The sequence below is a fragment of the Riemerella anatipestifer genome (assembly GCF_035666175.1).
Taxonomy (GTDB): Bacteria; Bacteroidota; Bacteroidia; order Flavobacteriales; family Weeksellaceae; genus Riemerella; species Riemerella anatipestifer_D.
The window spans coordinates 1,652,775-1,677,441 of the sequence record NZ_CP142016.1 but is presented as its reverse complement, the minus strand read 5'-3'; the positions used below and the strand labels follow the sequence as shown (position 1 = coordinate 1,677,441).

Below are 24,667 nucleotides of genomic sequence, written 5' to 3'. Positions count from 1 at the left end.
CTATTTTTTCTTAGTTACGGTTTTCTTTTTAGTTATTTTTTTCTCTGCAAAGGCATTTTTATCCTGTGCTACAATCCATTTTTTAATCTCTTCCAAAGGTACTTCTTTCAATTCTTCAGCAGTGTATTTCTCATCTCCATTTTTAGGAATCCTGAAATTAGTTTTATTAAATTTGATAAACGGTCCCCACCTTCCATTCTCTATAGAAATACCTTCTTTTTCCCATTGTTTAATGTAACGGTTAGCTTCTTTCTCTAACTTAGCTTCTATGAGTTCCACAATATCATCTTGACTAAGATTTTCAAAATCATACTTCTTAGGCACATTTACGAAAATATTTTTATACTTCAAGAAAGGTCCAAAATGCCCTGTCCCTTTAGTTACTGGCTCTCCTTTAAATGTTGTTATAGGAGCATCTGCTTTTTGTTTTTCTCTAATCAGCTCTTCAGCTCTTTTTTGATTTACAGTTAAGGGGTCTTCCTCTTTGGGAATACTAATGTAAGTTTCGCCCCACTTCACATAAGGTCCAAAACGACCTACCCCCACCGAAACAGTCTTGCCGTCTACTTTTTCTAAATCAAAAGGGACTTTAAACAAGTCTAAGGCTTCTTCTAATGTGATGGTATTGATATTCTGGCGGGACAATAACGAAGAGTAAATGGGATTATCATCATCACTATCTCCTAGCTGAGCCATAGCTCCATATCTACCAATTCTCACTAAAACCGTCTTTCCCGTTTTAGGGTCTTCCCCTAAAATTCTCTCTCCATTCGCTCTATCTGCATTTTCCTCTACATCTTCTATTTTATCATGGAATTTTTCATAAAACCCTGAAAGCACCTCCTTCCATTTTTCATCACCGTTCGCAATGTCATCAAAATCTTGTTCCACCTTAGCCGTAAAACCGTAATCTAAAACTTCTGCAAAATTTTTGGTTAAGAAATCATTAACTACAATACCTATATCCGTAGGTACAAATTTATTTTTATCTCCACCGTAATTTTCGGTTAAAACCTTTCTATCTATCTTATTTGAAGTGAGGTTAAGTTTAATAACTTCCCTTTCCTGCGGAGCAATCTCTTTTTTATCTACATACTCTCTATTTTGTATGGTTTGTATGGTTGGAGCGTAAGTAGAAGGTCTACCAATACCCAATTCTTCAAGTTTCTTCACAAGCCCTGCCTCTGTATATCGTGCAGGTGGGCGAGTGAACTTCTGAACGGAAATGATATTTTGATAAGTTAAACTCTCCCCAACACTTACCTTTGGTAAAGCTTTTTCGGTATCTTCTGCATCTTCTTCCTCCGATTTTAATATACCATAAACCTTTAAAAAACCATCGAATACAATAACCTCCCCCTGAGCTTCAAAATTATACGGCAACTTTGGATTACCTATCTCAACAACGGTTTTTTCTATTTGAGCATTTGCCATTTGGCTAGCCAGCGTTCTCTTATAGATGAGCTGATAAAGCCTATTAAGTTGAGTATCTCCCGCAACTGTTTTTAGTTTGAAATCCGTAGGACGAATAGCCTCGTGAGCTTCCTGTGCAGAAGATGATTTAGTAGTATAGTTTCTCGGTTCAGAGTATTCCTGCCCAAATTCTTTGATAATTTGTTCTTTGGCTCCCTCTATCGCTTCTTGAGATAAATTAACCGAATCGGTTCTCATATAAGTAATATACCCTTCCTCGTATAATCGCTGAGCCACCCTCATCGTAGTGGTAACTCCATAACCTAGGCGATTACTCGCTTCTTGTTGTAAAGTTGAAGTCGTAAAAGGAGCAGAAGCTGTTCTTTTACCTGGCTTTTTTTCTATATTAAGAACTTTAAACGCTGTATTTTTCGCTAAGGTTAAAAATTCTTTCGCCTCTGACTCTTCAAAAAAGCTCTTTTTCAACTGAGCTGATATTTCTTGATTATCAGCGTTTAAAAACTTCCCTTCTGTTTTATAATAGGAGTTAGGAACAAAGTCTTGTATTTCCTTTTCTTTTTCTACGATAAGCCTAACTGCAACCGACTGAACTCTGCCCGCAGAAAGTCCTGTTTTTACTTTCTTCCAAAGGACGGGAGACATTTCAAAACCTACTATCCTATCCAAAACACGCCTAGCCTGTTGAGCGTTCACTAAGTTTTTATCTATATTTCTAGGATTTTCTATAGCTTTTAGAATTGCATTTTTAGTAATTTCGTGGAACACAATTCTTTTTATTTTTTCATCCTTTAACTTAAGCTCTTGAGCCAGATGCCAAGCAATAGCTTCTCCCTCTCGGTCCTCATCAGATGCTAGCCATACCATATCCGCTTTCTTCGCTGCTGCTTTTAAATCCGACACCAACTTCTTTTTGTCCGTAGACACCTCATATTCTGGAGTAAAGGTATTAAGATTAATCCCCATCCCTTTTTTAGGCAAATCCCTAATGTGTCCAAAACTAGACAATACTTCAAAATCTTTACCTAAATATTTTTGGATAGTTTTCGCCTTTGCAGGAGACTCTACGATGACTAAGTTTTTGGGCATGTGTTTTTTATTTTTTGCAAAAGTATAAACTTTTTAACAAATGACTATTTATTATCTTATTTAATTACTTGAAAGAATTTCTTTTTTTGATATAAAAAAAAGAGGTAGTTCTCTATTTTAGAACAACCTCTCTATAATTAAATTAATCAGAAATGCCAGTATATAACCGTATTCAAATTAATGTTTCTACTTTTTTGCGATTACTTTTGAATAAAGTACCAGTAAAATTAACGCTCCTCCTACCGCTACAAAGAAACTTTTGAGATTAAAGCCTGTAACATCTATGTTAAACAACATAGAGCCCAACCAGCCTCCTACCATACTTCCCAAAATACCTATAACAATAGTTACTAACCATCCTCCAGGATCCTTCCCAGGATGAATAGCTTTAGCAATAGCACCTGCAATAAGACCAAATAATAGCCAAGATAAAATTCCCATAATTTAATAGTTTTAAGATTTAGTATTTATTTTCTGAGTATCAACTCTTTTTCTTGAAGAGAGAGTCAACAAACTCCGTGCCATTAAATAACTGCAAGTCTTCCATCTTCTCTCCTACCCCTATATATTTTACAGGAACTTGAAATTGATCAGAAATACCAATAACCACACCTCCTTTTGCCGTACCATCTAATTTTGTAACCGCAAGAGCATTAACTTCTGTTGCAGCAGTAAATTGCTTAGCTTGTTCAAATGCATTTTGCCCTGTAGAACCGTCTAATACCAATAAAACCTCATGTGGAGCATCAGGAATTACTTTCTGCATTACTCTTTTTATCTTAGACAATTCATTCATTAGATTTACTTTATTATGAAGCCTCCCAGCTGTATCTATAAGTACTACATCTGCATTTTGAGCTACTGCAGATTGCACTGTATCAAAGGCAACAGAAGCAGGGTCAGAACCCATATTTTGCTTTACAATAGGTACACCTACTCGCTCACTCCATATCACCAGCTGGTCCACCGCCGCCGCTCTAAAAGTATCTGCTGCTCCTAGCACCACTTTTTTACCCTGTGTTTTAAACTGATGTGCTAATTTACCTATCGTAGTTGTTTTACCTACTCCATTGACTCCCACCACCATTATTACGTAAGGTTTTTTAGCCTCATCTATATTCCCCGTATCAGCATGAGGATTTTCTAAAAGCAATGCTGTAATTTCTTCTTTAAGAAGCTTATGTAGTTCATCTACACCAACATACTTATCCCTAGCAACTCTATCTTCAATTCGTTCGATAATCTTGATAGTTGTCTGAGCCCCTACATCTGATGCAATAAGAACCTCTTCCAAATCATCTAAAACTTCATCATCTACCTTACTTTTCCCTATGACTGCTTTGGATATTTTTTCAAAAAAGCCTTGACTTGACTTTTCTAACCCTCTATCTAAAGTTTCCTTCTCTTCTTTTTTGAATATTTTTTTAAACCAACTCATATATTTTTGTGTACGATTAACAGAAACAAATATATAAAAAAACTACCCAAATAAATTATTTGGATAGCTTTTATATTTCTTATACTAGAACGAGTAATACTTATTTTTTTAAATAAGCATCTACATCATCTGCATTCATTACTTTCTCTTCGAAAACATAAGCCCCAGTTTTAGGAGACTTTACCATTTTCACTACTTTTGTCATCTTCTTAGAAGATGTTTGTAGGGTTGCTACTACTTTTTTTGCCATTGTAAAATATCTTTAAAGATGATTACTTGATTTCTTTATGAAGTGTATACTTTTTAAGAACAGGATTATACTTTTTAAGCTCTAATCTTTCCGTTGTATTCTTCTTATTCTTAGTCGTGATGTATCTGCTCATTCCAGCAACACCACTTTCTTTATGCTCTGTACATTCCAAAATCACTTGGACTCTATTCCCTTTTTTTGCCATGATTTCTTAATTATTTGATAAATCCGTTACGAGTTGCTCTTTCTACAGCCTCCTCAATTCCAATCTTGTTAATTACTCTCAATCCGTGAGCAGAAACTTTAAGTGTAATATGTTTCTCTTGCTCTGGAAGGTAAAACTTCTTCTCTAATAAGTTAATCTCAAAACGACGCTTCGTTTTGTTATTAGCGTGAGAAACATGGTTTCCTACCATTGCACGCTTTCCTGTTATTTGGCAAATTCTTGACATATCTCGATGTTCTTTTTTACTACTAAATATTTGAGAGTGCAAAATAAAGAAGTTTTTTTGACATAGCCAAATATTTTTCTAAATTAATTCTCAAAACCAGCACTTTCATTAAATTTTACTCATCATCTGTTTTTTTTGGCACGAAAAATGCTATATTAAACACACATTCTAAACCAAAGTTTTCAGTAAGTTTAGTACAACAAAATGATATTATACACACTAATAACCTTCAGATAGCATATTCCGAAGGTTTTTTATTATTTATCTATATTTATTTACTCAGTTTTTCTAACTTCATTAAAAAAGCATACTCTAAAGCATCTTCCTTTAGTGATTCAAATCGACCACTAGCCCCTCCGTGTCCTGAAGAAAAATCAGTTTTAAAAACCAAAAAATTTTGATCTTTTTTCATATCTCGTAGCTTTGCTACCCATTTTGCTGGTTCCCAATACTGCACTTGACTATCGTGGTATCCTGTAGTTACTAGTAAATGAGGATAACTTTGAGCCTTGATATTATCATATGGAGAGTAGGACTTCATATAATGATAATACTGCTCTTCTTTAGGATTTCCCCATTCGTCAAACTCACCTGTTGTTAGAGGTATGTCTTCGTCTAGCATTGTGGTAACCACATCTACAAATGGAACTTGTGCAACCGCTCCATTAAAAAGGCTAGGTTCTTCGTTAATAACAGCCCCTACTAATAATCCTCCTGCACTACCTCCCATAGCGTAAAGATGTTTTGAAGAAGTATAGTTTTTCTCAATTAAAAATTTGGCACAGTCTATAAAATCATAAAAGGTATTTTTTTTGTGAAGCAACTTTCCTTTTTCGTACCATTCTCTACCCAAATATTCTCCTCCTCTAATGTGTGCAATAGCAAACACAAAACCTCTATCTAGTAACGACAATCTCCCTCTAGAAAATGAAGCATCTATGGTATGACCATAACTTCCATAACCATAAAGTAATAATGGTGTATCCTGAGAAAGCACCGTATCTTTTCTATAAACTAAAGATATAGGTATTTTAGTAACACCATCTCTTGAAGACGCCCACAACCTCTCCGAAGTATAGTTCTCTTTTGAAAATTTACCACCCAAAACCTCTTGCTCTTTAAGAAGTATTTGGGTTTGACTATTCATATCGAATTCAAAAATGGCAGATGGCTGAACAAGAGATGAATATCCATATCTTAATTTTGTAGAATTGAAGTCCAAATTCAACCCAATATAAGCTGTATAAGTTTCCTCTTGAAACGGAAGATAGTATTGCTCACCCGTCTCCCAATGCCTGATGCTAATTTGAAGCAAACCTTCTCTACGCTCTTCCACCACGAGGTAATCTTTAAAAATTTCAAAACCCTCTAATAAAGTATCTTCTCTGTGAGGAATTATTGTTTGCCAATTTTCTTTCTGTGGTGTAGCTACTAGTGTTTTCACTAATTTAAAATTAGTTGCTCCTCCCTCATTGGTAATGATATAAAAATGATTTTGATAATGCTCTACCGCATACTCTAAGCCTTCTTCTCTAGTTTGAACGATTTGCCATGGTGCAGACACATCATCAGCTGGAATGAAACGATGCTCATCTGAAACCGTACTAGAACTCGCAATAAATATATATTCTAACGATTTAGTTTTAAATAAATTGACATCAAATGAAGTATCTTTTTCGTGGAAAACTAAAACGTCCTCGCTAGGAGAAGTTCCTAGTTTATGTCTAAAAATCTGATATGCCCTAAGACTTTTATCTTTTCTGATATAGAAAAAATGCTCGTTATCATTAGCCCAAACAGCTTTACCTGTGGTGTTTTCTATGACTTCGTTGGAGACTGCTCCCGTTTCTAAATTTTTAATGAAAATACTGTAAATACGCCTTCCTATTTCGTCTGTAGAATAAGTAGCTAATTTGTTATTAGGACTTACCGCCATACTTCCTACATCTAGAAACTTCTTACCTTCTGCTAGTTGATTAGCATCTAGCAAAAGTTCTTCCTCCGCTTCTAAAGTTTGATACTTTCTGAAAAAGAGTGGATAATCTTTCCCTTTTTTAAATTTAACAATATACCAGTACCCATTAAAAAAATACGGCAACGAGGCATCATCTTCTTTATACCTCGCTTTCATTTCCTCAAAAAGTCCTTTTTGAAAATCTTCAGTATCCTTTAATATAAATTCTGTATAAGCATTTTCTTGCTCAAGATATTCTAAAACCTCAGGAGTATCTCTTTGGTTTAACCAAAAGTAAGGGTCTATCCTTTCATCATTATGAACAACTAACTTCTGTAGTTTTTTTATTGCTTTAGGTGGTTGCATCATTTTTTATTTTTACTAAAAAGGTCATCTTCATTTCGTTATATTGAAAGATGATGACCTTTTTATAATGAGTTTAATATGTTAAATATTTCTTACTTTCTACTTATTGGCATTCTTTACAAAATTCTCTATCGCCATAGTCATAGACGGGTTTTCTTTAGTAGGAGCCATAATATCCACCGTTAGCCCTGCATTTTCTGCCTCCGCTTTCGTAGAATTACCAAAAACAGCTACTTTAAATTTAGATTTTTTATAATCTTTAAAGTTTTCTACCAAAGACTTTATCCCTTGTGGGCTAAAAAATACTAGAACATCATAGTCATTGATATTTATATCAGACAAATCACTATTAACCGTACGGTACATAATAGCTCTAGTCCAATCTACTCCAGACTCATCTAAAACCTTAGTTATCCCATCATTAAGAATATCAGAAGAAGGTAAAAGATACTTCTCTGATGGATATTTCTTAAGCAAAGGGATTATATCAGTGGGTAATTTTTCACCAAAACTAATTTTTCTTTTTCTGTAAACGATGTGCTTTTGCAAATAATTAGCAATAGCCTCTGACTGGCAAATATATCGCATAGAATCTGGAACCGAAAAACGCATCTCCTCAGCTAAACGAAAGTAGTGGTCTATTGCATTTTTGCTAGTAAAAATAATTCCCGTATACTTAGAGAGGTCTATTTTTTGTGTTCTCAAATCTTTGGCATCTGCCCCCTGAACATAAATGAATGGACGAAAATCTATTTCTATTTTCTCCTTTTTCGCAAGTTCTAAGTAAGGAGATGATTCCGCAGGTTGAGGCTGAGATATTAGAATAGATTTAATTTTTGACATTTTTAAAATCCTAAAAATTGATTAAAAGAATAAAAATTTCCCAACTACCAAAAAAGGTAAAATTTGGAGCGTGCAAATATACAAAATTTTATAATACCATTCATCTGGCAAAATGGTCTTATGATGAAACAGATAGACCAAGTTTTTAAAAATAAAAGACATACAGAAAAAGACGGCATACACGTATATCATCCATTCTGTTTCTATGGGAAAATAATTCTGAGCGAGAACCAGTACTATTAGAGCTAAACTATAGCCTAAAAAGAATTTTGTAGCTAAAAAATAAAAACTCTTCCATCTCTCTACCTCTCCTATACTTGCCAAAAAGAAATAGGTAGATACGGTTCTAAAAAAAAACAAAAAAACTACTGCTAAAATAATACTACCTACTTTATTAGGAGTATACCCAAAAACATTAAAATACTCAGCAAACAAGCGTGGGTTTATAGGAAGAATATTAGATAACGCTATAGCCGCTAAAATAATAAACCCCACACTAGTTACAACCCAAGACTGAATGGTATTATTAGCAAATTCTTCTTTAAGAGTGAAAAATTTAATTAAACTTATATCCCTTAAACTTAAAAGAACACGAAACATCACTACATACAAAAACCCAACTCCTAAAAGAGTGTATATAATCCAATCTTTATTTTCTACAATTCTTATCAAGATTATTTTTTTGCAAAAATACTCTTTATTAGATTTCCACAAAAGTAAATTTTATCTAACCAGCACTTGCCGTCTTTCTTCTCAGCCAAGTTAAAGTATTCCAACCTAAAGCATCTATCTTTTTAAGCAGCTCTGCAATAAATATAGCCGAAATCACATTAACCAAATAAACCATTAAAATTAAAACACCCCAATGGATATTATCCTGCAAAGGAACCACCATAAAATAAACCAATGATGAACTAATACCTTGTGCAAAATAATAAAAAATGGCATTCTTACCAATATAGTTTATAAAATTATCCTTAGTGATTTTAAGCCTGTTATAAAGTACAAATACTGTTATCAAAGAAAGGAACGACCACACAATATACGGTATTCTTGGAGGAAATTTTTGTTTATTTATTTTATAGAAAATATCCGTTCCATAGAACCAAAACAGCCAAACTAAAACTAGAGCTAAAGCTCCATACAGTAGAGGAATATGACTATTTTTTATTCTTTTGCCTCTCATTTTATAAGCCACGAGAAATACACCAAGATAAAAAGAAACATACCCTACCTGACCTGTTGGATAATAATGTGGAAAAATATTAAACAATAAAGTTAAGCCAAAACATAGGGCTATAAACCAATTGATATGTTGCTGGAAAAACCTAAGTATTAGTACCCCAAGTACCGTCAAAATATAATAGACTTTAAGATACCAAAAGCTACCCATCACCACTGGAAAAGTATCACAAGTAGAATATTGGTGCAAATACCAGTTTCCTAAATTTTCCCATTGAGGAAAATAAGCTATAGACTGTGGTACAAACTTGCTCCCAAAAGTAGCATAAAAGTTTTTCAAACTCTCTAGACCAAAAAAATAAAGCCCAAAAACTTTAAAGAAATAATCTACAAAAAACAATAGTGTTACAAAAATCATATAGGTTACTTGGAGTTTAAGTAGCCTATACAATGTTTTTTCTACATTCCCACCAGAGGTAAGACCACTAAGTGCAAAGAAAATAGGAACATCAAATAACAATGACAATACCCTAAGTTCCGTAGGAATATAATACTGACCGCTCCAAAAAGTGGTATGGATAAAGATAATGGATAAAGTTGCTAAGCCTTTTGCAAAATCAATATATAAATCTCTTTTCATTTTCCAGCATTTAATTATAACACCTCAAAGATACGTCTTAAAATACAGGAATGAAATATATGCACACAAAAAAGTTCGGCTGTTTCACAACCGAACCTTACTCTTTTTAAAGAAATAGCTCCCTATTCTTTATCATTTTCTTTACCTTTAAAACGCTTATCTGGGGTACCGTCTTTTTTAAGTTTACGGTTTTCTTTGTAGCGTTTATCTGGTGTACCATCAGCTTTTAACTTCCCTTTATGTTCTCCTTTTTCACCTTTTTCAAAAGCCTCTTTTCCTTCTTTACCTTTTTCAACAGATTCGGAGTATTCCTTTTTGAAATCTTTTTTCTGGCTTTGCATCTTTTGCTCCTTTTTCATAACTTTTTCTTGAGCTTTAGATGTTACTGAACCTTGTACTTGTTGAGAGTAAGCTGTACTCAATCCTAGTACGAATGACATTGCGATAAGTATTTTTTTCATTTTAATATTATTTGCTTGGTATAGTATCAAAAACCAGACCCACTTTACCCAAACAATACTAAAATTTAGTTAATGTTTTCATAAAATTACTTTAGCAAAACATCAAAGGTATTTCCTTGACGAATATCGCCAGTCTCATACCCCTTCATAAACCATTCTTTCCTTTGAGCAGAACTACCATGAGTAAAGCTTTCCTGATTAACATACCCCTGTCCTCTTTTTTGAATATTATCGTCACCCACAGCTTCAGCAGCACTAATTGCACTTTCTATATCTCCTGGCGTTAAAATACCTTCTCTTTCATCTGTTTTTTTTGCCCAAAGCCCTGCATAGAAATCAGCTTGAAGCTCTGTAGCCACAGATACTCTATTCATCTCTGCTTCCGAATACTTTCCACTAGCTCTAAGTGAATTTACTTTTTCAGTAGTTCCTAAAATGGTCTGTACATGATGCCCTACCTCATGTGCCAAAACATAGGCTACAGAAAATTCGGTAACCTTAGCACCAAATCTACTCTGAAGCTCTGAGAAAAAACTCATATCCATATAGATAGTTTCATCAGCTGGACAGTAGAAAGGTCCCATTTCAGACTGTGCTGTCCCGCACCCTGATTGTGTTACGCTTTCAAAAAGCACAACTTTAGGCTTCCGATATTGCATACCATTTTCCGAAAAAATTTTCTGCCAAGTAGTATCATTTTCAAAAATTAACATCTCAATAAACTCTCTTACGTGTAATTCCTCTTGGGTTAACTCTCTCTGCTCTGTTTGTTGAGTACTTCCCAGACCACCGCTTCCTATAATTGAAGAAGGGTCGCCACCTAGAAAAAACACAATAGCAGCTATGATTAAGGTTCCTATGCCTAGACCACCGCCTACAACCATCCCTCCTCTTCCTCTTCGGTCTTCTACATTATCCCCTCTATTATTAGTCCATCTCATTTTAGTACTAATCTAGATTAAATATTTTTCTTAAAATCTACCATTTTTAGAGCTGTAACAGCAGCCTCTACACCTTTGTTACCCAAACTCCCTCCACTTCGTGCTATAGATTGTTCTTTGGTATCATCTGTAAGCACACAGAATATTGTTGGGGTGTCTGTTTGTGTATTACATGCTGTAATGCCTTGTGTAACACCTTGGCAAACATAATCAAAATGGGGGGTTTCTCCTCTGATAACGCACCCTATGGTTATAACAGCATCAAAGTAGCGTTGCTTAGCACAAAGTCTCATAGCAGCATAGCTAAGTTCAAAAGCACCTGGTACATAGTAAATTTTTATTTTGTCTTTCTTCACACCTTCTTTGAGTAGTGTTTCTATAGCTGCATCTCGAAGATTGAAAGTTACAAAATCGTTCCACTCAGAGACAACAATGCCGATGTTGAACTCATCGGCATTTTTAATATCGAGTGGCTTATAATCAGAAAGATTAATAGTTGCCATATTTTTTATTTTAGAGTTATGATGTAAATTTAGTAATATTTTACCATTTCTATATAAGCATCTGAAGCACCACCATCATAGTCTTGATATTTCTCATCAATAGCTTCAAAATATTTTTTAGCATCAGCATTTTTCTTTAGAGAAATTGCTACCAAACCTGCTTTTCTTGTGAAGTAATAAGATGTGAATGGGTCATCAGATGTAGATGATGCTTTATCATACTGTGCCATAGCATCATCAGCTTTATTAAGGTTAGACAGACAATCACCCATAGCACCGTATTTTAGTGCCATCAATATTTTATTATCTGACTTGAATGCATCTAACAAATCGTAAGCTTCTTGATATTTCCCTTCTTTAAATTTAAGAAGACCTGCATTATATGCTGAAAGTTTTCCTGCCTTAGTACCTGAAAACTCTTGGTATGTTCCTAGAAAACCTGGGTTAGCCGCAGATTTACCTCCTAATGCAAGCTCGTTATTCCCCTCCGATAGGTTTTTCTGTGCTGCTAAATATCCTTTTGTAGCCTCCTCATTTTTAGGAGCTACTATAAATTGTTGATAAGCAAAATATCCCAATATAGATACTAACACCAATGCAAATACACCAACCAAGTATTTAGAATACTTCTCTAAAAATTTTTCAGATTTTAGTGCAGTTTGATCTAGCTCCTGAAATATCTCTACAGTTTCTTTTCCTTCTTTTATCTGCTCTTCACTTAATTTATTGTATTTTCCTGACATTTTGATTATTATTTAGTCCGCAAATTTAGTTTTTTCTTTTCTGATACACAAAACTTAATCTGTGCTTTAGTATTCTAATAACTGATAAATTTCTGAATTGAATTTCTTTAATTTCGCCTCTCCTCCAAGAGCCTTAAGCCCAATTAAGAAACTAAACTGTGCTGCTTTTGCTCCTTGTTTCTCCACTAGTTTTGCTGCAGCTTCAGTAGTTCCGCCTGTTGCTAAAAGGTCATCGTGAATTAGAACTCTATCACCAGCTTTTAACTGTCCCTCTTTCATTTCTATCTCTGATGAGCCGTACTCTAAATCGTATTTTTGAGAAATAAAAGGCGGAGGAAGTTTACCCTTCTTACGAATTAACACAAAAGGAACTCCTAACTTTACTGCCACAGCTATTCCAAAAAGAAAGCCCCTGCTCTCTATACCACAGACTACATCTACCTTACCTTTACTGAACTCTACCAAATCATCTATGACCTCTTCATAAAGTTCTGGATTAAGAAAAATAGGTGTGATATCCTTAAACTGTATCCCTTCTTTAGGGAAGTTTGGAATATTATCAATGGTTTGTTCTAATTTTTTAATGAGTTCTCGAGTTGCCATTAGCACTATTGTTTTTGTGTAGAATTAATTTTATAGTTTGTAATTTTCCAACTATTTCCGTCTGATTTAAGCGTATAGGTAACCTCCAATGCAGAAGTATTGCCATTATTATCCGTTACATTATAACTTGCATTTACTGTTGCAGAATTATCAGAACTAGACTGAGTTGAAATGTTTTTTACAGTAATATTTTTTACAGAACCAAAACCAGATGTTGGATTAGAAAACTGGTCGTAAGAGCCCCACTTTGGATTTGAAGAAATCTCATAAGCCGCTTTTAAATTATTACTTCCTAAGTTGTTTAAAAACTTGCTAACTGTAGACTTAGGGTCTGTTTTAACTTTTGGAGTATTTTCTTTTGGTTGAACTGTTCCCGCATCTTGTTCTTTTATTTCTCCATCTCCACTTTCGGTAGGTACAGTTTCATCAACAGTAATAGGTTGCTTTAATGCTTTGGTATTTACAGTCATTCCTCGTCTTGCCATTTGTAAAAACTTCTGTGCCGTTCTTACAGTTACTTTAATATCTATTACTCCACCTGTTACTTTTTCTTGAGGGATAGATGCTAGATTTACATAAAATCCTTTAAAATTATTATCCGTCATCAATCTTTTAGATGTTAACAGCTTTAAATCATTACTGTAAACCTCCAATGTTGTCTCTAATCCTGCATTAGAAAAGTCTACTAAATTACCCCTTGTATCTATCAATCTCGGAACAACTTGTAATGCTCTAGCACCTAATACACTATCAACAGAAACAGGGTTTATCTGTAAGCTAATAGACGAAGCCTTAACATCATTAGGGTCTATCGTAGTAGGCTCTTGACTTTGGAAGATATTCATATTTCCTAAAGATGGTGGAGAAGTACTAGACCATTCTAACTCATTTTTAGCCGCTACTTCATTAGCCATAGCTAAAATTTCAGGTACCTTTTTACCATCAAGTAATTTTGACAACGCATTCAACTCTTGTATATCTCCATCTGCTTCCACTCCAAATGTCTTAAGAATGTAAAGAGCTTCATTAAATTTGACTTGCTCAAGCGTAGTTAAAGACGAAGACATATCATTGATACTTGACTGAAATGCTCTTATATTACTACCATCTACCTGATCTTTTTTACAACCTATGAAGAAAAGCAAAAAAAGTATTGGTAGTAGTTTTAATCTATTCATTATTTAATATTTATATCTTCACAAAAATAATAAAATCCCGACAAATACATCGGGATTTTAATTTTATTTTATAGTCTTTTCCTAATTAGAAAGGATATTCATAAATTTCAGATTCATGTAGGTATGGGTTTCCTTTAGGAATAAGCTTCATTTTAGAAAGTTGTGTCATAGTTACGAATACGAATAAACCTACTACAAACAAAACAGAACCTAAAACTAGCAATAGAACTGTAAAGTTATTCCAGTGAGGACCTACTGTTCCTGGCATTACCATATTGAAGTAATCTACGATGTGTCCAATAATTACAATCACTGCCATAGTAGTTACCACTTTATAGTTTCTCTTAATACTACTACTTACCATTACTAATAGAGGTATTAAGAAGTTAAGGATTAACATTGGTAAGAAAGTTGGCGCATAGTACTCAAATCTTCCAAAGAAATAGTTTACTTCTTCAGGTACATTTGCATACCAATAAAGCATAAACTGTGCAAACCAAGTATAAGTCCATAGCATACTCGTAGCGAAAAGATACTTACCTAAATCATGTAAATGATTATCATTAAACTGAGGTAAGAAACCATTTTTCTTAAGATAAACACTCACAAGGATAATAGCAGCTATAGCACTTGCTAAACAACTCACCATAGAATACCAAATATACATAGTAGAGTACCAGTGAGGGTCTATAGACATCAACCAATCCCATGCCCATAAAGCAGAAGCAAATCCAAAGAAAGCAATATAACCTACACTCCATCTATAAAGCATTTGGTAGTCTCTTAAAGATTTAGTTTCATCTACTTTCTCAGACATAGATCTAAGTTTCCAAGCAAAGAAAGAAGCTCCAAGTACATATGCAATATTTCTTACAACATAGAAAGGAATATTTAAAAACTTCTTCTTTTCGTATAAAATAACATCAAAATGAGGACTGTTTGGATCTGTAAGTTCAGGATCCATCCAATGGAAAAGATGCCCATTATGAGTTACATTTAAAATCATTATAATGATAAGAATCGCTCCACCGTAAGGAATGTAAGCTCCAATCGCCTCCATTACTCTAGTAATGATAATAGACCACCCTGCATGAGCCGCATGCTGAACTGAGTAGAAAAACATTACACAGCAACTAAGTCCGAAGAAGAAAACCGCCACAGAGTGAATAGCTGCTAAAGGCTGATTGTGCACTTGCATTTTTGCGTGTTCCAAATGAGCTGTATGATCCTGAGGACCTACAAGTTCACTAGAATGAGTAGGATTATGGTGTCCTGAAGCATGTACTGCTTCCATCATATGCTCTATTTTAGCATCATCTATTCCATGATTCATAAAATACCCCGCACCGAAAAGCACCAATCCCAAAATGATGAATACGATAGAATATAATCTTAATTTTGGTGAAAAACTATACATTTTCTTTAGTTTTATTATTTAGTATTGTTTTTTGTTTGATCTGCAGATGCTGTTGCAGGTGCAGGCAATGCTGCTCCTTTAAATGCATCCATTACATACATAGAAACTCTCCATCTATCACCTGGCTTTAGCTGCCCTGCATAAGATCCCATAGCATTTCTACCATAAGTTAATACATAGTGAACAGATCCTACTGTAATTTGTCTATCCGCATACTTAGGCACTCCCAAGTAAGCTCCAGACTGAACTATTGGTCCTTGTCCATCTCCAGCTGTACCATGACAAGCAGCACAAGTTATTTCATATAAATGCTTTCCTCTTGCTAAATCTTTAGCTTTATTTGCTGGATTTAGTGGAGACTCCACTATTGCTTTTGATGCATCATACCCTGCATTATACTCATCTGCTGTCATTGTAGCACCAGGAGTACTTTCTGCTAAACCTTCTGGATTCTGAGATACAGTTCCCTCTACTGTTGTTAAAGCCGTAGCACCATTATTCTTAACAAAAGCAGGAATTTCATTCTCATGCTTAGAATAAGGATCTGCTGCTTTCATTAGCGGATCATAGGCCACTGGAAAATACATATCTGGGAAATACACCAATGGTGGATTTTCTTTAGGTCCGCAAGAATTCAAAACTATTGCTAACACACCAAAGATACCTGATAATTTAAAAATATTTTTCTTCATTTTAAGCATCTTTTACAGTTATTTCTTCTACTCCTGTGTCTATAAGAAGTTGTTTAATAGTCTCTACATCAGAAGACACAAACTCCATCATAAACTTATCATCTGTAGTTCTTGGATCTGGGTTTTGTGGCTTAGCTCCTGGATACATCTTATTTCTAAATAAGAAAGTAAGAGACATCAAGTGAGCCGAACAAAATACCATTAACTCAAACATTGGTACCACAAAAGCTGGCATGTTATGAGCCCAGTCAAAAGCTGGCTTACCACCTATGTTTTGAGGCCAATCATGGTTCATAGTATACCATGTTGTAAGAGCTCCTATCATTACACCATAAACTGCGTAGATGAATGCGGCATCTGAAATTCTAGTTTTCTTTAAACCTAGTGCCTTATCTAAACCGTGTACTGGAAAAGGGGTATAAACCTCCTCTATTTCAATACCTCTTTCTCTGAAAGCCTTTACGCCGTGCATTAAATCATTATCATCGCCGTAAAGTCCATATATTCTTTTAGTGGTGCTCATCTCCTTCTTTTGCTTTATAAGTTTCACCTGAAATTTTCAAAATACTCTTCAATTCAGCCTGTGCAATTACAGGGAATGTTCTAGCGTATAATAAGAACAATACAGAGAAGAACCCGATAGTTCCTAAGTAAACGCCCACATCAATAATGGTTGGCTTAAACATTGTCCAAGAACCAGGTAGATAGTCTCTAGAAAGGTTAATAACAATGATATCAAAACGCTCAAACCACATACCTATGTTAATTACTAATGCAATAATGAATGTTGCAAAAATATTAGTTCTTACTCTCTTGAACCAGAATAATGCAGGAATCACTAAGTTACATATAATTAGTGCCCAGAACGCCCACCAATAAGGTCCCGTAGCTGCTCCTGGTGTTAAGTATGCAAAGTCTTCATAACGACTTCCAGAATACCAAGCGATGAAATACTCTGCTGCATAAGCCACAGTTACCATACCACCTGTTACGATGATAACGATGTTCATTATCTCAATATGATACATTGTGATATATTCCTCTAAGTGGCATACTTTTCTAGCTACTAATAATAGAGTTTGTACCATTGCAAACCCTGAGAAGATAGCTCCCGCTACGAAGTAAGGAGGATAAATAGTAGAGTGCCAACCTTTAATTACCGAAGTAGCAAAGTCAAAAGATACCGTAGTGTGTACCGAGAATACCAAAGGTGTTGCCAAACCTGCTAACACAAGTGATAGTTCTTCAAATCTTTGCCAGTGCTTAGCTTTACCACCCCAACCAAAAGCTAATATTGTATATATTTTCTTAGTAAATGGTGTTTTAGCTCTATCTCTAATCATTGCAAAGTCAGGAATAAGTCCCATAAACCAGAATACTACTGATACAGAGAAATAGGTAGAGATAGCAAATACGTCCCAAAGTAGAGGAGAGTTAAAGTTTGTCCAAAGAGAACCGAACTGGTTAGGTATTGGGAATACCCAATAACCAACCCAAACTCTACCCATATGTATTACTGGGAAAATAGCTGCCTGAACTACCGCGAAGATAGTCATCGCTTCAGCGGAACGGTTCACAGACATTCTCCATCTTTGTCTAAATAGTAAGAGTACAGCTGATATAAGTGTACCTGCGTGCCCGATACCTACCCACCATACGAAGTTGGTAATATCCCAACCCCAGTTGATAGTTCTGTTGAGTCCCCAAGCACCGATACCAGTACCAATGGTATAAGCTATACAGCCAAACCCATAAATGAATAACACTAAGGCTGCGTATAAAGACGCCCACCATAACTTACCTGCTCTTTCTTCTATAGGCTTTACGATATCTTCTGTAATATCGTGATAAGTCTTATGCCCTATAATTAAAGGTTCCCTAATTGGAGCTTCGTAATGTCCTGACATTTTTTACCTATTTATAATTAAATTTTATTTTCTTCTTCTTTTCTATTTCTAACTTTAGTATGATAGAATACATTCGGTTTAGTTCCTATCTCCTCTAGTAAGAAGTATCTTCTTTCATCTTTGAATAACTCTCTTACTTTAGAAGACTTATCATTCATATCACCGAAAGTCATAGCTCCTGTAGAACAAGCCTTAGAACAAGCTGTCTGGAACTCTCCATCTTGTACTTTTCTACCATCTTTCTTAGCTTCTAGAATTGTACTTTGTGTCATTTGGATACACATAGAACACTTCTCCATAACCCCTCTAGTTCTTACTACAACATCTGGATTAAGTACCATTCTTCCTAAGTCATTATTCATATTGAAGTCAAACTTATCGTTTAAGTTGTAAGTAAACCAGTTGAATCTTCTTACTTTGTACGGACAGTTGTTTGCACAATATCTAGTACCAATACATCTGTTGTAAGCCATTTGGTTTTGCCCTTGCTTACCGTGAGAAGTCGCAGCTACTGGACAAACCGTTTCACAAGGTGCATGGTTACAATGCTGGCACATCACTGGTTGGAAAATCACATCTGGACTTTCATTTGGCTGGATAAGAATATCATAAAGGTTAGGAACATCTAGACCTCTGTCTATACCTTCTTTAACCTCAATTTTCTCTTTTGCAGAGTAGTAACGGTCTATTCTCAACCAGTACATGTCTCTAGACATCCTTACCTCTTCCTTACCTACTACTGGCGTATTGTTTTCTGCTTGACATGCAATTACACAAGCTCCACAACCAGTACAAGCATTTAAGTCTACTGATAAATTGAAGTGTGGACCATCTGTATCATCATAAGCATCCCAAAGCGTAATTTTACCTGCTGGTAAAGCACCGTTGATAGTGTGATATTCCAAAGGCTTATTCCAACCTTTAAGGTGATCATCAAAAGGAACATTAAGGAAAGTATCTAAAGAAACTTCTCTAGCAATTTCATAACGACCCATTAGAGTGTTTTGAAGCTGCATTCCAGCAAACTCATGCTCACCAGAAACTTTCTCTATTTTAACATTAGAAACTGCTAAGTTATATCCATCAAATAAAGGATAAGCATTAACACCTGTCTCAGCTACCTTTCCTGAATCTTTTTTACCGTATCCTAAAGCCAACCCTACAGAGCCATCAGCCTGTCCTGGTTGAATGAATACAGGTACATTTTCTATCGTAACTCCATTAACGGTAACATTAACTTTAGAACCATCTAACTGCATTCTTCCGTTAAGCTCGTTTTCTAACCCTAATCTTTCCGCATCTTTAGGAGATACTGTTAAATAGTTATCCCACGATAATCTAGAAATAGGGTCTGGTAACTCTTGTAGCCAAGGGTTATTGGCTTGAGTACCGTCTCCCATAGAAGTTTTTGTATAAAGCACCAATTCTAAATCACTTGATTTGAATTGTGATAATTCTGCTACTGCTCCACCTGCATTACCTCCTGCATACGATAAAGTACTACCTGCAGCAACACTATTAAATGCATTATATAAACCTTTATTGAATGAAGTCTCTCCTAAAATAGTTGAAGCACTAGCTTTAAGATAAGCATAGTAGTTATTAGCCGGATGATTTTTACCATTAGTCCAAACTAATAAAGACTCTTCTATCTGTCTTGATTTATAAATTTTCTGAATTGTAGGCTGCATTAAAGAGTATGCTCCTGTCTCAGGCATTATATCTCCCCAAGACTCTAGCCAATTAGCAACAGGAATAGCTGCTTTAGCTACTTGATACATCTCATCTTTCTTCTGTGTTACAGCTACATGATAAGGTACTTTCTTAATAGCTTCCTTAAGCTTAGCACCTGTTTTGTGAGAATAGATAGGGTTAACATTATTAGAAATAAGTACTCCTACCTGACCAGAGTTAAGCCAAGTTATAAACTCGTTAAATCTCTGAGCGTTATATTCTTTTAGATAATTAGCCTTTCCTGTAAACGCTACAGAAGCTAATTTCTGATTAATTAAATGAGCTAAAACATAAGCAGCTTTAGAACCATCTGCAAATACAACAGCTTTGCTTCCTTTTGCCTTAAGTTCTGCAACAATCTTAGCAGCTACTTGGTTAGAAGTAGAACCATTAAGCCCATTGTAAACCTCTACCAATGTCTTATACACCTCACTAGGCTTCATTCTCAACCTAGTATCTGCATTCGCTCCAGTAAGAGACATGTTTGACTCCACTTGAATATGACGAAGCATATTGGCACCTGGTTTTCTAGCAGCCGCATAAGAAGTTTCTAAAGACCCCGCATTATAATCACCTAAGAAGTCTGCTTGAAAAGATACTACCAATTCAGTCTGAGACAAATCATAAACAGGTAACGCTCTTTGTCCGAAAACTTCCTCTGCTGCATCTAAAGCCGATGCGTAAGGTATAGCATCGTATGTTACTAACTCTGCGTTAGGATATTTTGCTTTGAAATCTCCAAATAACTTCTTAAAAGTAGGACTTGCAAAAGAGTGAGATAATAAAACAATTTTCTTGTTTGAAGCCTTAGCTTCCTCCAATCCTTTGATAACAAAATCATCTACTTTATCAAAAGTTTCATCTTTACCGTCTAGTTTCGGCTGTTTTAATTTATCATTATCATATAGTGATAATAATCCTGCCTGAACTCTAGCGTTAGTTTTACCCAAAGAACCTGCTACTGGATTCGGTTCTATTTTGATAGGTCTTCCTTCTCTTGTTTTCACCAAAACACTCGCAAAATCATACCCATCAAAGAATGAAGACGCAAAGTAGTTAGGCACCCCTGGAATAATATTATGAGGTTTTACAACATAAGGAATTGTTTTAATTACCGGAGACTCACACGCAGCTAAAGTAACCGCAGCAGTAGAGAATCCTAATAGCTTAAGAAAGTCTCTTCTACTCGTTCCGGAATTATTCATCTTATCATCATTGCCCAAGAACTCATCTACGGGAATTTCGTTCTGAAATTCCTTCTGAGCCAACTTATTATTAAGCGTTGGGTCTTTTAATTCGTGAATACTTCTGAATTGTATTTTATTTGAAGCCATTTTGATACTTCTAGTTTTCTGTTATTAATAATGACATTTACCACACTCTAGTCCACCGATAGCATCTACTGTAATTTTAGTGCCTTCGCCGTACTGTTTTTTCAACTTATCATGTAAGTTTTTGAAATACTCTTTGTTGTAATCGTTATTCATATCTACTTCTGTACTTCTATGACAGTCGATACACCATCCCATAGTGAAATCATTTGCCATTTTAGCTACATTCATAGTATCTATAGCACCGTGACAAGCCTTACAAACCACATCTACATTTTTAGCCTTTTTAATAGCTGCCTCTCCAGCTACTACGTGCTGTGCGTGATTAAAGTAAACAAAATCAGGCATATTGTGGATTCTCACCCATTCCACAGGTTGAGTTTTACCTGTATAAGACTGAGTAGTTTCATCCCAACCAACCGCAGCGTAAATCTTTTTAATTTCAGCAGTATAGAATTCTTTAGATTTACCAGGTTCAATATAGTTACCTTTATATTCTGAAATATTTTTATGACAGTTCATACAAACATTAAGTGAAGGAATTTCTGAAACCTTACCATACTTAGCACTTGAGTGACACAACTGACAGTCTATCTTATTTTCGCCTGCGTGAATTTTGTGAGAGAAATAGATAGGCTGCTCAGGTTTATACCCCTTATAAACACCTACCCACATCAGCCAGTTCCAAACACCATAAACCGCCAATATAGCCAGTACCGCTAAAACACCCTTACCTACATAATGATACTTCTGGTAAAGCTCACCAAAAGATTGCGTTCTAGTCGCATTAAGCTCTGACAACTCATCACTTTGGCTAAGTTTAACCAACTGTCTAAGTCTTAATAACAACCATACTAACAATGCCGCAATAAATAGTAATGATACCAAAACTATTGTAGAGTTAGTACGCTCCTGTTGTGCCTTCTTTATAGTATCTAAATTATTAGCTTCTGCTGCCGCATCAGCAGCAGGTGGGTCAACAACAGGAGGGTTTGTGGTATACGCTAAGATATCATCAATATCTTTTTCCGAAAGCCCTGGAAACGTAGTCATTTCCGTCTTGTTGAACTTTTCAAAAACTTCATTAGCATACTTGTCTCCCGACGCCCTGAGAGCCTTGTTGTCTTTTATCCACTTATGTAACCAATCTGCCCCCAGCCCTTGCTCGGTTTGCAGCCTATCAACCACACCTCCCAGAGCAGGACCTACCATTTGTTTATCTAACGCATGACAGGCAGCACAATTGGTTTTAAAAAGCGTTTCCCCATTCTTTGGGTCGCCACTTGCAGCATCCTGTGAGTACACAGAAGCACTAGTTGATAGCAATAATCCTATAGCTATCAATCCCTTTTTGTAATGCTTTCTCCAACTAATCATTTATATAATCTTGGGTTATTAATAAAAATGAATTTTATATTCAGTTGGGCAAAAATAAGACATTAACACAAATTTAACAGACTAGAATGGGTGTAAATTATCATATTTAACTAATTTATAATTATTCTAAACTACCAGGTCGTCTTTTTAAATTTTGGCACTTGGTATATTTTTTACTTTTAGTATTTTTGCCGAATATTTTTAACACTTTCAAATGAAAAAATTAATAAACTCAAGCTTTTATGCTTTATTCTTTCTTGCCTTTTCTTTTTGTAATGCACAAAATACGGTTATAAAAAAAGATACATTAGAAGGTACAGAGCTTAGTATCACTACTGATAAAAACATTAGTTCTCTGCTAGATAATTTAGAAAAAGGGTGTGCAACAAAAGAAAGCACGGTGAAGAAAGCAGAAAAATCTGATTATATAGCATCCTCTAACACAACAAATACTAACAAAAATTTGTCTAATGCTGAAATTTGCAGAAAAAATCCTAGAATATTGGGATATAAAATACAACTTGTAGTTGTAAAAAGTAAAGCCGAAGCGGACGAGGTTGCTCAGTATTTCAGAAGGAGATTTCCGTACATAAAAGTACAGCTAGATGCTTCTCTTAGACCAAATTACAAAGTATTGGCGGGTAGCTATTTCACCAAGGAAGGAGCAGCAAGCGATTTAAGAAATATAAGAGGTTATTTTAAATCTGCTATTCCCGTAAAATATATGATTTTTTGTACAGATGCCCTCTAAGACATTTCTCTAAAAACAAAAACCTCGTTTCTGAGAACATTTAGAAACGAGGTTTTTTGTTTTTTCTCATATCTTTTATACAAAAAAGTTTGTATTTGTTTTTTAGTTTCCTCCCAATTTCAAAAATAACAAAGATTGAATTTCAAGCACTTTTCAGAACAGTATGGGAAATTAATAGGTTAATTCTATTTTATTATTTTGTTTGGCATTTATACTTTTACGGGCTTCTGAAAACTTTTTCATTTCTTCAGGCGGCAACTGGATACCCATTTCTATAAACATCAACGCTGGATTTTCTTTAAAACTTTGATTCTTTTTGAGATAGGCGTCGTAGTCTATACTCAATGTCTTAATTCTTATATGATTAAAAAAATCAAAGGTAAACGGATGGTCTATTTTCTTTACTTCTACAAGAAAGATTTCGTAGTCTGAGTGCGTGTCTTTTATCTTCAAAATCAAACCTGGCAATCCCTTAAATTTATACGGTCCATCATTGACAAGGAATTCATCTGAAAACCACGCTTCCCATTGTCTTCCAGCAAAAGTAGTAGTTGCTTTTTTCACTTTATAATTATTATATTGCTGTGTTTCATTAGAATGTTTCCAAGTAATTTTTCGTGGTTCACGCATTTCATACAAGTTTGCTCCAATCATTTCTCTGAAATAAGTTTCTCCATCTTTATAATTCTTCTGTATCATATAATCTAATTTAGTTTCTGGGAGCTTACTTTTGCTTACAGACCCATTATTTTGATAAATAGAAGCCCACTCTGAAAAAACTTCTGGGTAAAAAACAGACCCATTACTGGTAATGTCCAAATTAAAATTTTCTGATTGAACGAAATCCTTATTCAGGGAGTCAATCTTGAAATCTATACGATAAACAAATCTGTATTGAGAAAATATATTCTCAAATGTCAACACTAAAACTAATATAACTAAATTCTTCATAATTAAATCGTTTTATAGTTTTTTTTATAAATTAATAATAACAGTATAGATATATATACCAAACTAACAGAAATAGTTAGTATAGAGTTTTCTGTAAACAATCTTACAAAGATTTCTTTTGGTAGATAATTCCCGATTGTATCTTTATTCATCATCACAATAGTATCTTCAAAAAACAGATACCCTATACTAATGAAAACAGTCCAGACACTTGGTTTTATAGACATCAAATAATAAGCAAAGAGAGAGAGAAATAACTGAAATAGCACGAAGTAAATAAAATACTTTTTTATATATTCAAAATCAAAGTTTGACTTTCCGTAATAAATAAGGATGGATATGCAATAAACAAGCATCCAACTAAAAACACCAATAAGTAATATTCTTAAAATATCCGTATAAACAATACCAATACTCTTATTTTTCGAAAAAT

24 protein-coding genes are annotated in these 24,667 nt (G+C 34.8%); 1 reads left to right on the top strand and 23 read right to left on the bottom strand.

Features of this window, described 5'->3' with window-relative positions; translation table 11 throughout:
* From topA to VIX88_RS08115, 22 genes are all read right to left on the bottom strand, one after another.
* Window positions 1-2,520, bottom strand: a complete 2,520-nt coding sequence (topA, locus tag VIX88_RS08220; protein WP_064970129.1) for a type I DNA topoisomerase — start codon at window positions 2,518-2,520, stop codon at window positions 1-3.
* A 186-nt stretch (window positions 2,521-2,706) separates the two neighbouring features.
* Complete coding sequence (locus tag VIX88_RS08215; protein ID WP_004916144.1) at window positions 2,707-2,961, bottom strand: GlsB/YeaQ/YmgE family stress response membrane protein; 255 nt, start codon at window positions 2,959-2,961, stop codon at window positions 2,707-2,709.
* Window positions 2,962-3,001: 40 nt separating this feature from the next.
* Window positions 3,002-3,958, bottom strand: a complete 957-nt coding sequence (gene ftsY, locus VIX88_RS08210) for a signal recognition particle-docking protein FtsY (protein WP_004916143.1) — start codon at window positions 3,956-3,958, stop codon at window positions 3,002-3,004.
* Between the two features lie 100 nt (window positions 3,959-4,058).
* Window positions 4,059-4,208, bottom strand: coding sequence for a DUF4295 family protein (locus tag VIX88_RS08205; protein WP_004916142.1), 150 nt, complete (start codon window positions 4,206-4,208; stop codon window positions 4,059-4,061).
* A gap of 22 nt (window positions 4,209-4,230) precedes the next feature.
* Window positions 4,231-4,413: a 50S ribosomal protein L33 gene (gene rpmG / locus VIX88_RS08200; protein WP_004916141.1), complete on the bottom strand. Its 183-nt coding sequence runs from the start codon at window positions 4,411-4,413 to the stop codon at window positions 4,231-4,233.
* A gap of 10 nt (window positions 4,414-4,423) precedes the next feature.
* On the bottom strand, window positions 4,424-4,660 hold the full coding sequence (gene rpmB, locus VIX88_RS08195) for a 50S ribosomal protein L28 (RefSeq protein ID WP_004916140.1): 237 nt from the start codon (window positions 4,658-4,660) through the stop codon (window positions 4,424-4,426).
* Between the two features lie 271 nt (window positions 4,661-4,931).
* The gene (locus VIX88_RS08190) at window positions 4,932-6,980 is read right to left on the bottom strand and encodes a S9 family peptidase (protein ID WP_064970130.1); all 2,049 of its coding nucleotides are present in this window, start codon (window positions 6,978-6,980) and stop codon (window positions 4,932-4,934) included.
* 99 nt (window positions 6,981-7,079) lie between these two features.
* Window positions 7,080-7,823, bottom strand: a complete 744-nt coding sequence (locus tag VIX88_RS08185; RefSeq protein WP_014937684.1) for a uroporphyrinogen-III synthase — start codon at window positions 7,821-7,823, stop codon at window positions 7,080-7,082.
* Window positions 7,824-7,844: 21 nt separating this feature from the next.
* Window positions 7,845-8,495: a DUF4271 domain-containing protein gene (locus VIX88_RS08180; RefSeq protein WP_222535074.1), complete on the bottom strand. Its 651-nt coding sequence runs from the start codon at window positions 8,493-8,495 to the stop codon at window positions 7,845-7,847.
* 55 nt (window positions 8,496-8,550) lie between these two features.
* The gene (locus tag VIX88_RS08175) at window positions 8,551-9,645 is read right to left on the bottom strand and encodes an acyltransferase family protein (protein ID WP_064970132.1); all 1,095 of its coding nucleotides are present in this window, start codon (window positions 9,643-9,645) and stop codon (window positions 8,551-8,553) included.
* 122 nt (window positions 9,646-9,767) lie between these two features.
* Window positions 9,768-10,106, bottom strand: a complete 339-nt coding sequence (locus tag VIX88_RS08170; protein ID WP_064970133.1) for a hypothetical protein — start codon at window positions 10,104-10,106, stop codon at window positions 9,768-9,770.
* Window positions 10,107-10,192: 86 nt separating this feature from the next.
* Window positions 10,193-11,047: a neutral zinc metallopeptidase gene (locus VIX88_RS08165; RefSeq protein ID WP_064970134.1), complete on the bottom strand. Its 855-nt coding sequence runs from the start codon at window positions 11,045-11,047 to the stop codon at window positions 10,193-10,195.
* 17 nt (window positions 11,048-11,064) lie between these two features.
* Entirely contained in the window at window positions 11,065-11,550 is a 486-nt protein-coding gene (gene ribH / locus VIX88_RS08160; RefSeq protein WP_004916130.1) for a 6,7-dimethyl-8-ribityllumazine synthase, read from the bottom strand.
* Between the two features lie 29 nt (window positions 11,551-11,579).
* Window positions 11,580-12,293, bottom strand: a complete 714-nt coding sequence (locus VIX88_RS08155) for a hypothetical protein (RefSeq protein ID WP_064964685.1) — start codon at window positions 12,291-12,293, stop codon at window positions 11,580-11,582.
* Window positions 12,294-12,359: 66 nt separating this feature from the next.
* Window positions 12,360-12,896: an adenine phosphoribosyltransferase gene (locus VIX88_RS08150; protein WP_064970135.1), complete on the bottom strand. Its 537-nt coding sequence runs from the start codon at window positions 12,894-12,896 to the stop codon at window positions 12,360-12,362.
* A gap of 5 nt (window positions 12,897-12,901) precedes the next feature.
* Window positions 12,902-14,074 carry an NTF2-like N-terminal transpeptidase domain-containing protein gene (locus VIX88_RS08145; protein ID WP_064970136.1) on the bottom strand — a complete coding sequence of 391 codons (1,173 nt, stop codon included), beginning with the start codon at window positions 14,072-14,074 and terminating at the stop codon, window positions 12,902-12,904.
* Between the two features lie 85 nt (window positions 14,075-14,159).
* Window positions 14,160-15,491, bottom strand: coding sequence for a quinol:cytochrome C oxidoreductase (locus VIX88_RS08140; protein ID WP_064970137.1), 1,332 nt, complete (start codon window positions 15,489-15,491; stop codon window positions 14,160-14,162).
* A gap of 14 nt (window positions 15,492-15,505) precedes the next feature.
* The gene (locus VIX88_RS08135; RefSeq protein WP_064970138.1) at window positions 15,506-16,192 is read right to left on the bottom strand and encodes a c-type cytochrome; all 687 of its coding nucleotides are present in this window, start codon (window positions 16,190-16,192) and stop codon (window positions 15,506-15,508) included.
* Entirely contained in the window at window positions 16,185-16,706 is a 522-nt protein-coding gene (locus VIX88_RS08130) for a DUF3341 domain-containing protein (RefSeq protein WP_310503707.1), read from the bottom strand. The genes VIX88_RS08135 and VIX88_RS08130 overlap by 8 nt, the downstream gene beginning before the upstream one ends.
* Window positions 16,693-18,090 (bottom strand): NrfD/PsrC family molybdoenzyme membrane anchor subunit, encoded by a 1,398-nt coding sequence (gene nrfD, locus VIX88_RS08125; protein WP_064970139.1) that lies wholly within the window; start codon window positions 18,088-18,090, stop codon window positions 16,693-16,695. The genes VIX88_RS08130 and nrfD overlap by 14 nt, the downstream gene beginning before the upstream one ends.
* A 17-nt stretch (window positions 18,091-18,107) precedes the next feature.
* Window positions 18,108-21,158 (bottom strand): TAT-variant-translocated molybdopterin oxidoreductase, encoded by a 3,051-nt coding sequence (locus VIX88_RS08120; RefSeq protein WP_109475363.1) that lies wholly within the window; start codon window positions 21,156-21,158, stop codon window positions 18,108-18,110.
* Between the two features lie 24 nt (window positions 21,159-21,182).
* Window positions 21,183-22,532, bottom strand: a complete 1,350-nt coding sequence (locus VIX88_RS08115) for a c-type cytochrome (protein WP_064970141.1) — start codon at window positions 22,530-22,532, stop codon at window positions 21,183-21,185.
* 214 nt (window positions 22,533-22,746) lie between these two features.
* Between VIX88_RS08115 and VIX88_RS08110 the strand changes: the two genes are divergently transcribed.
* Window positions 22,747-23,283 (top strand): SPOR domain-containing protein, encoded by a 537-nt coding sequence (locus VIX88_RS08110; RefSeq protein ID WP_064970142.1) that lies wholly within the window; start codon window positions 22,747-22,749, stop codon window positions 23,281-23,283.
* 171 nt (window positions 23,284-23,454) lie between these two features.
* Here the strand turns inward: VIX88_RS08110 and VIX88_RS08105 are convergent, their stop codons facing one another.
* A complete protein-coding gene (locus VIX88_RS08105) occupies window positions 23,455-24,234 on the bottom strand; it encodes a GLPGLI family protein (protein WP_154212681.1) in 780 nt (259 codons plus the stop codon).
* Between the last annotated feature and the right edge of the window lie 433 nt (window positions 24,235-24,667).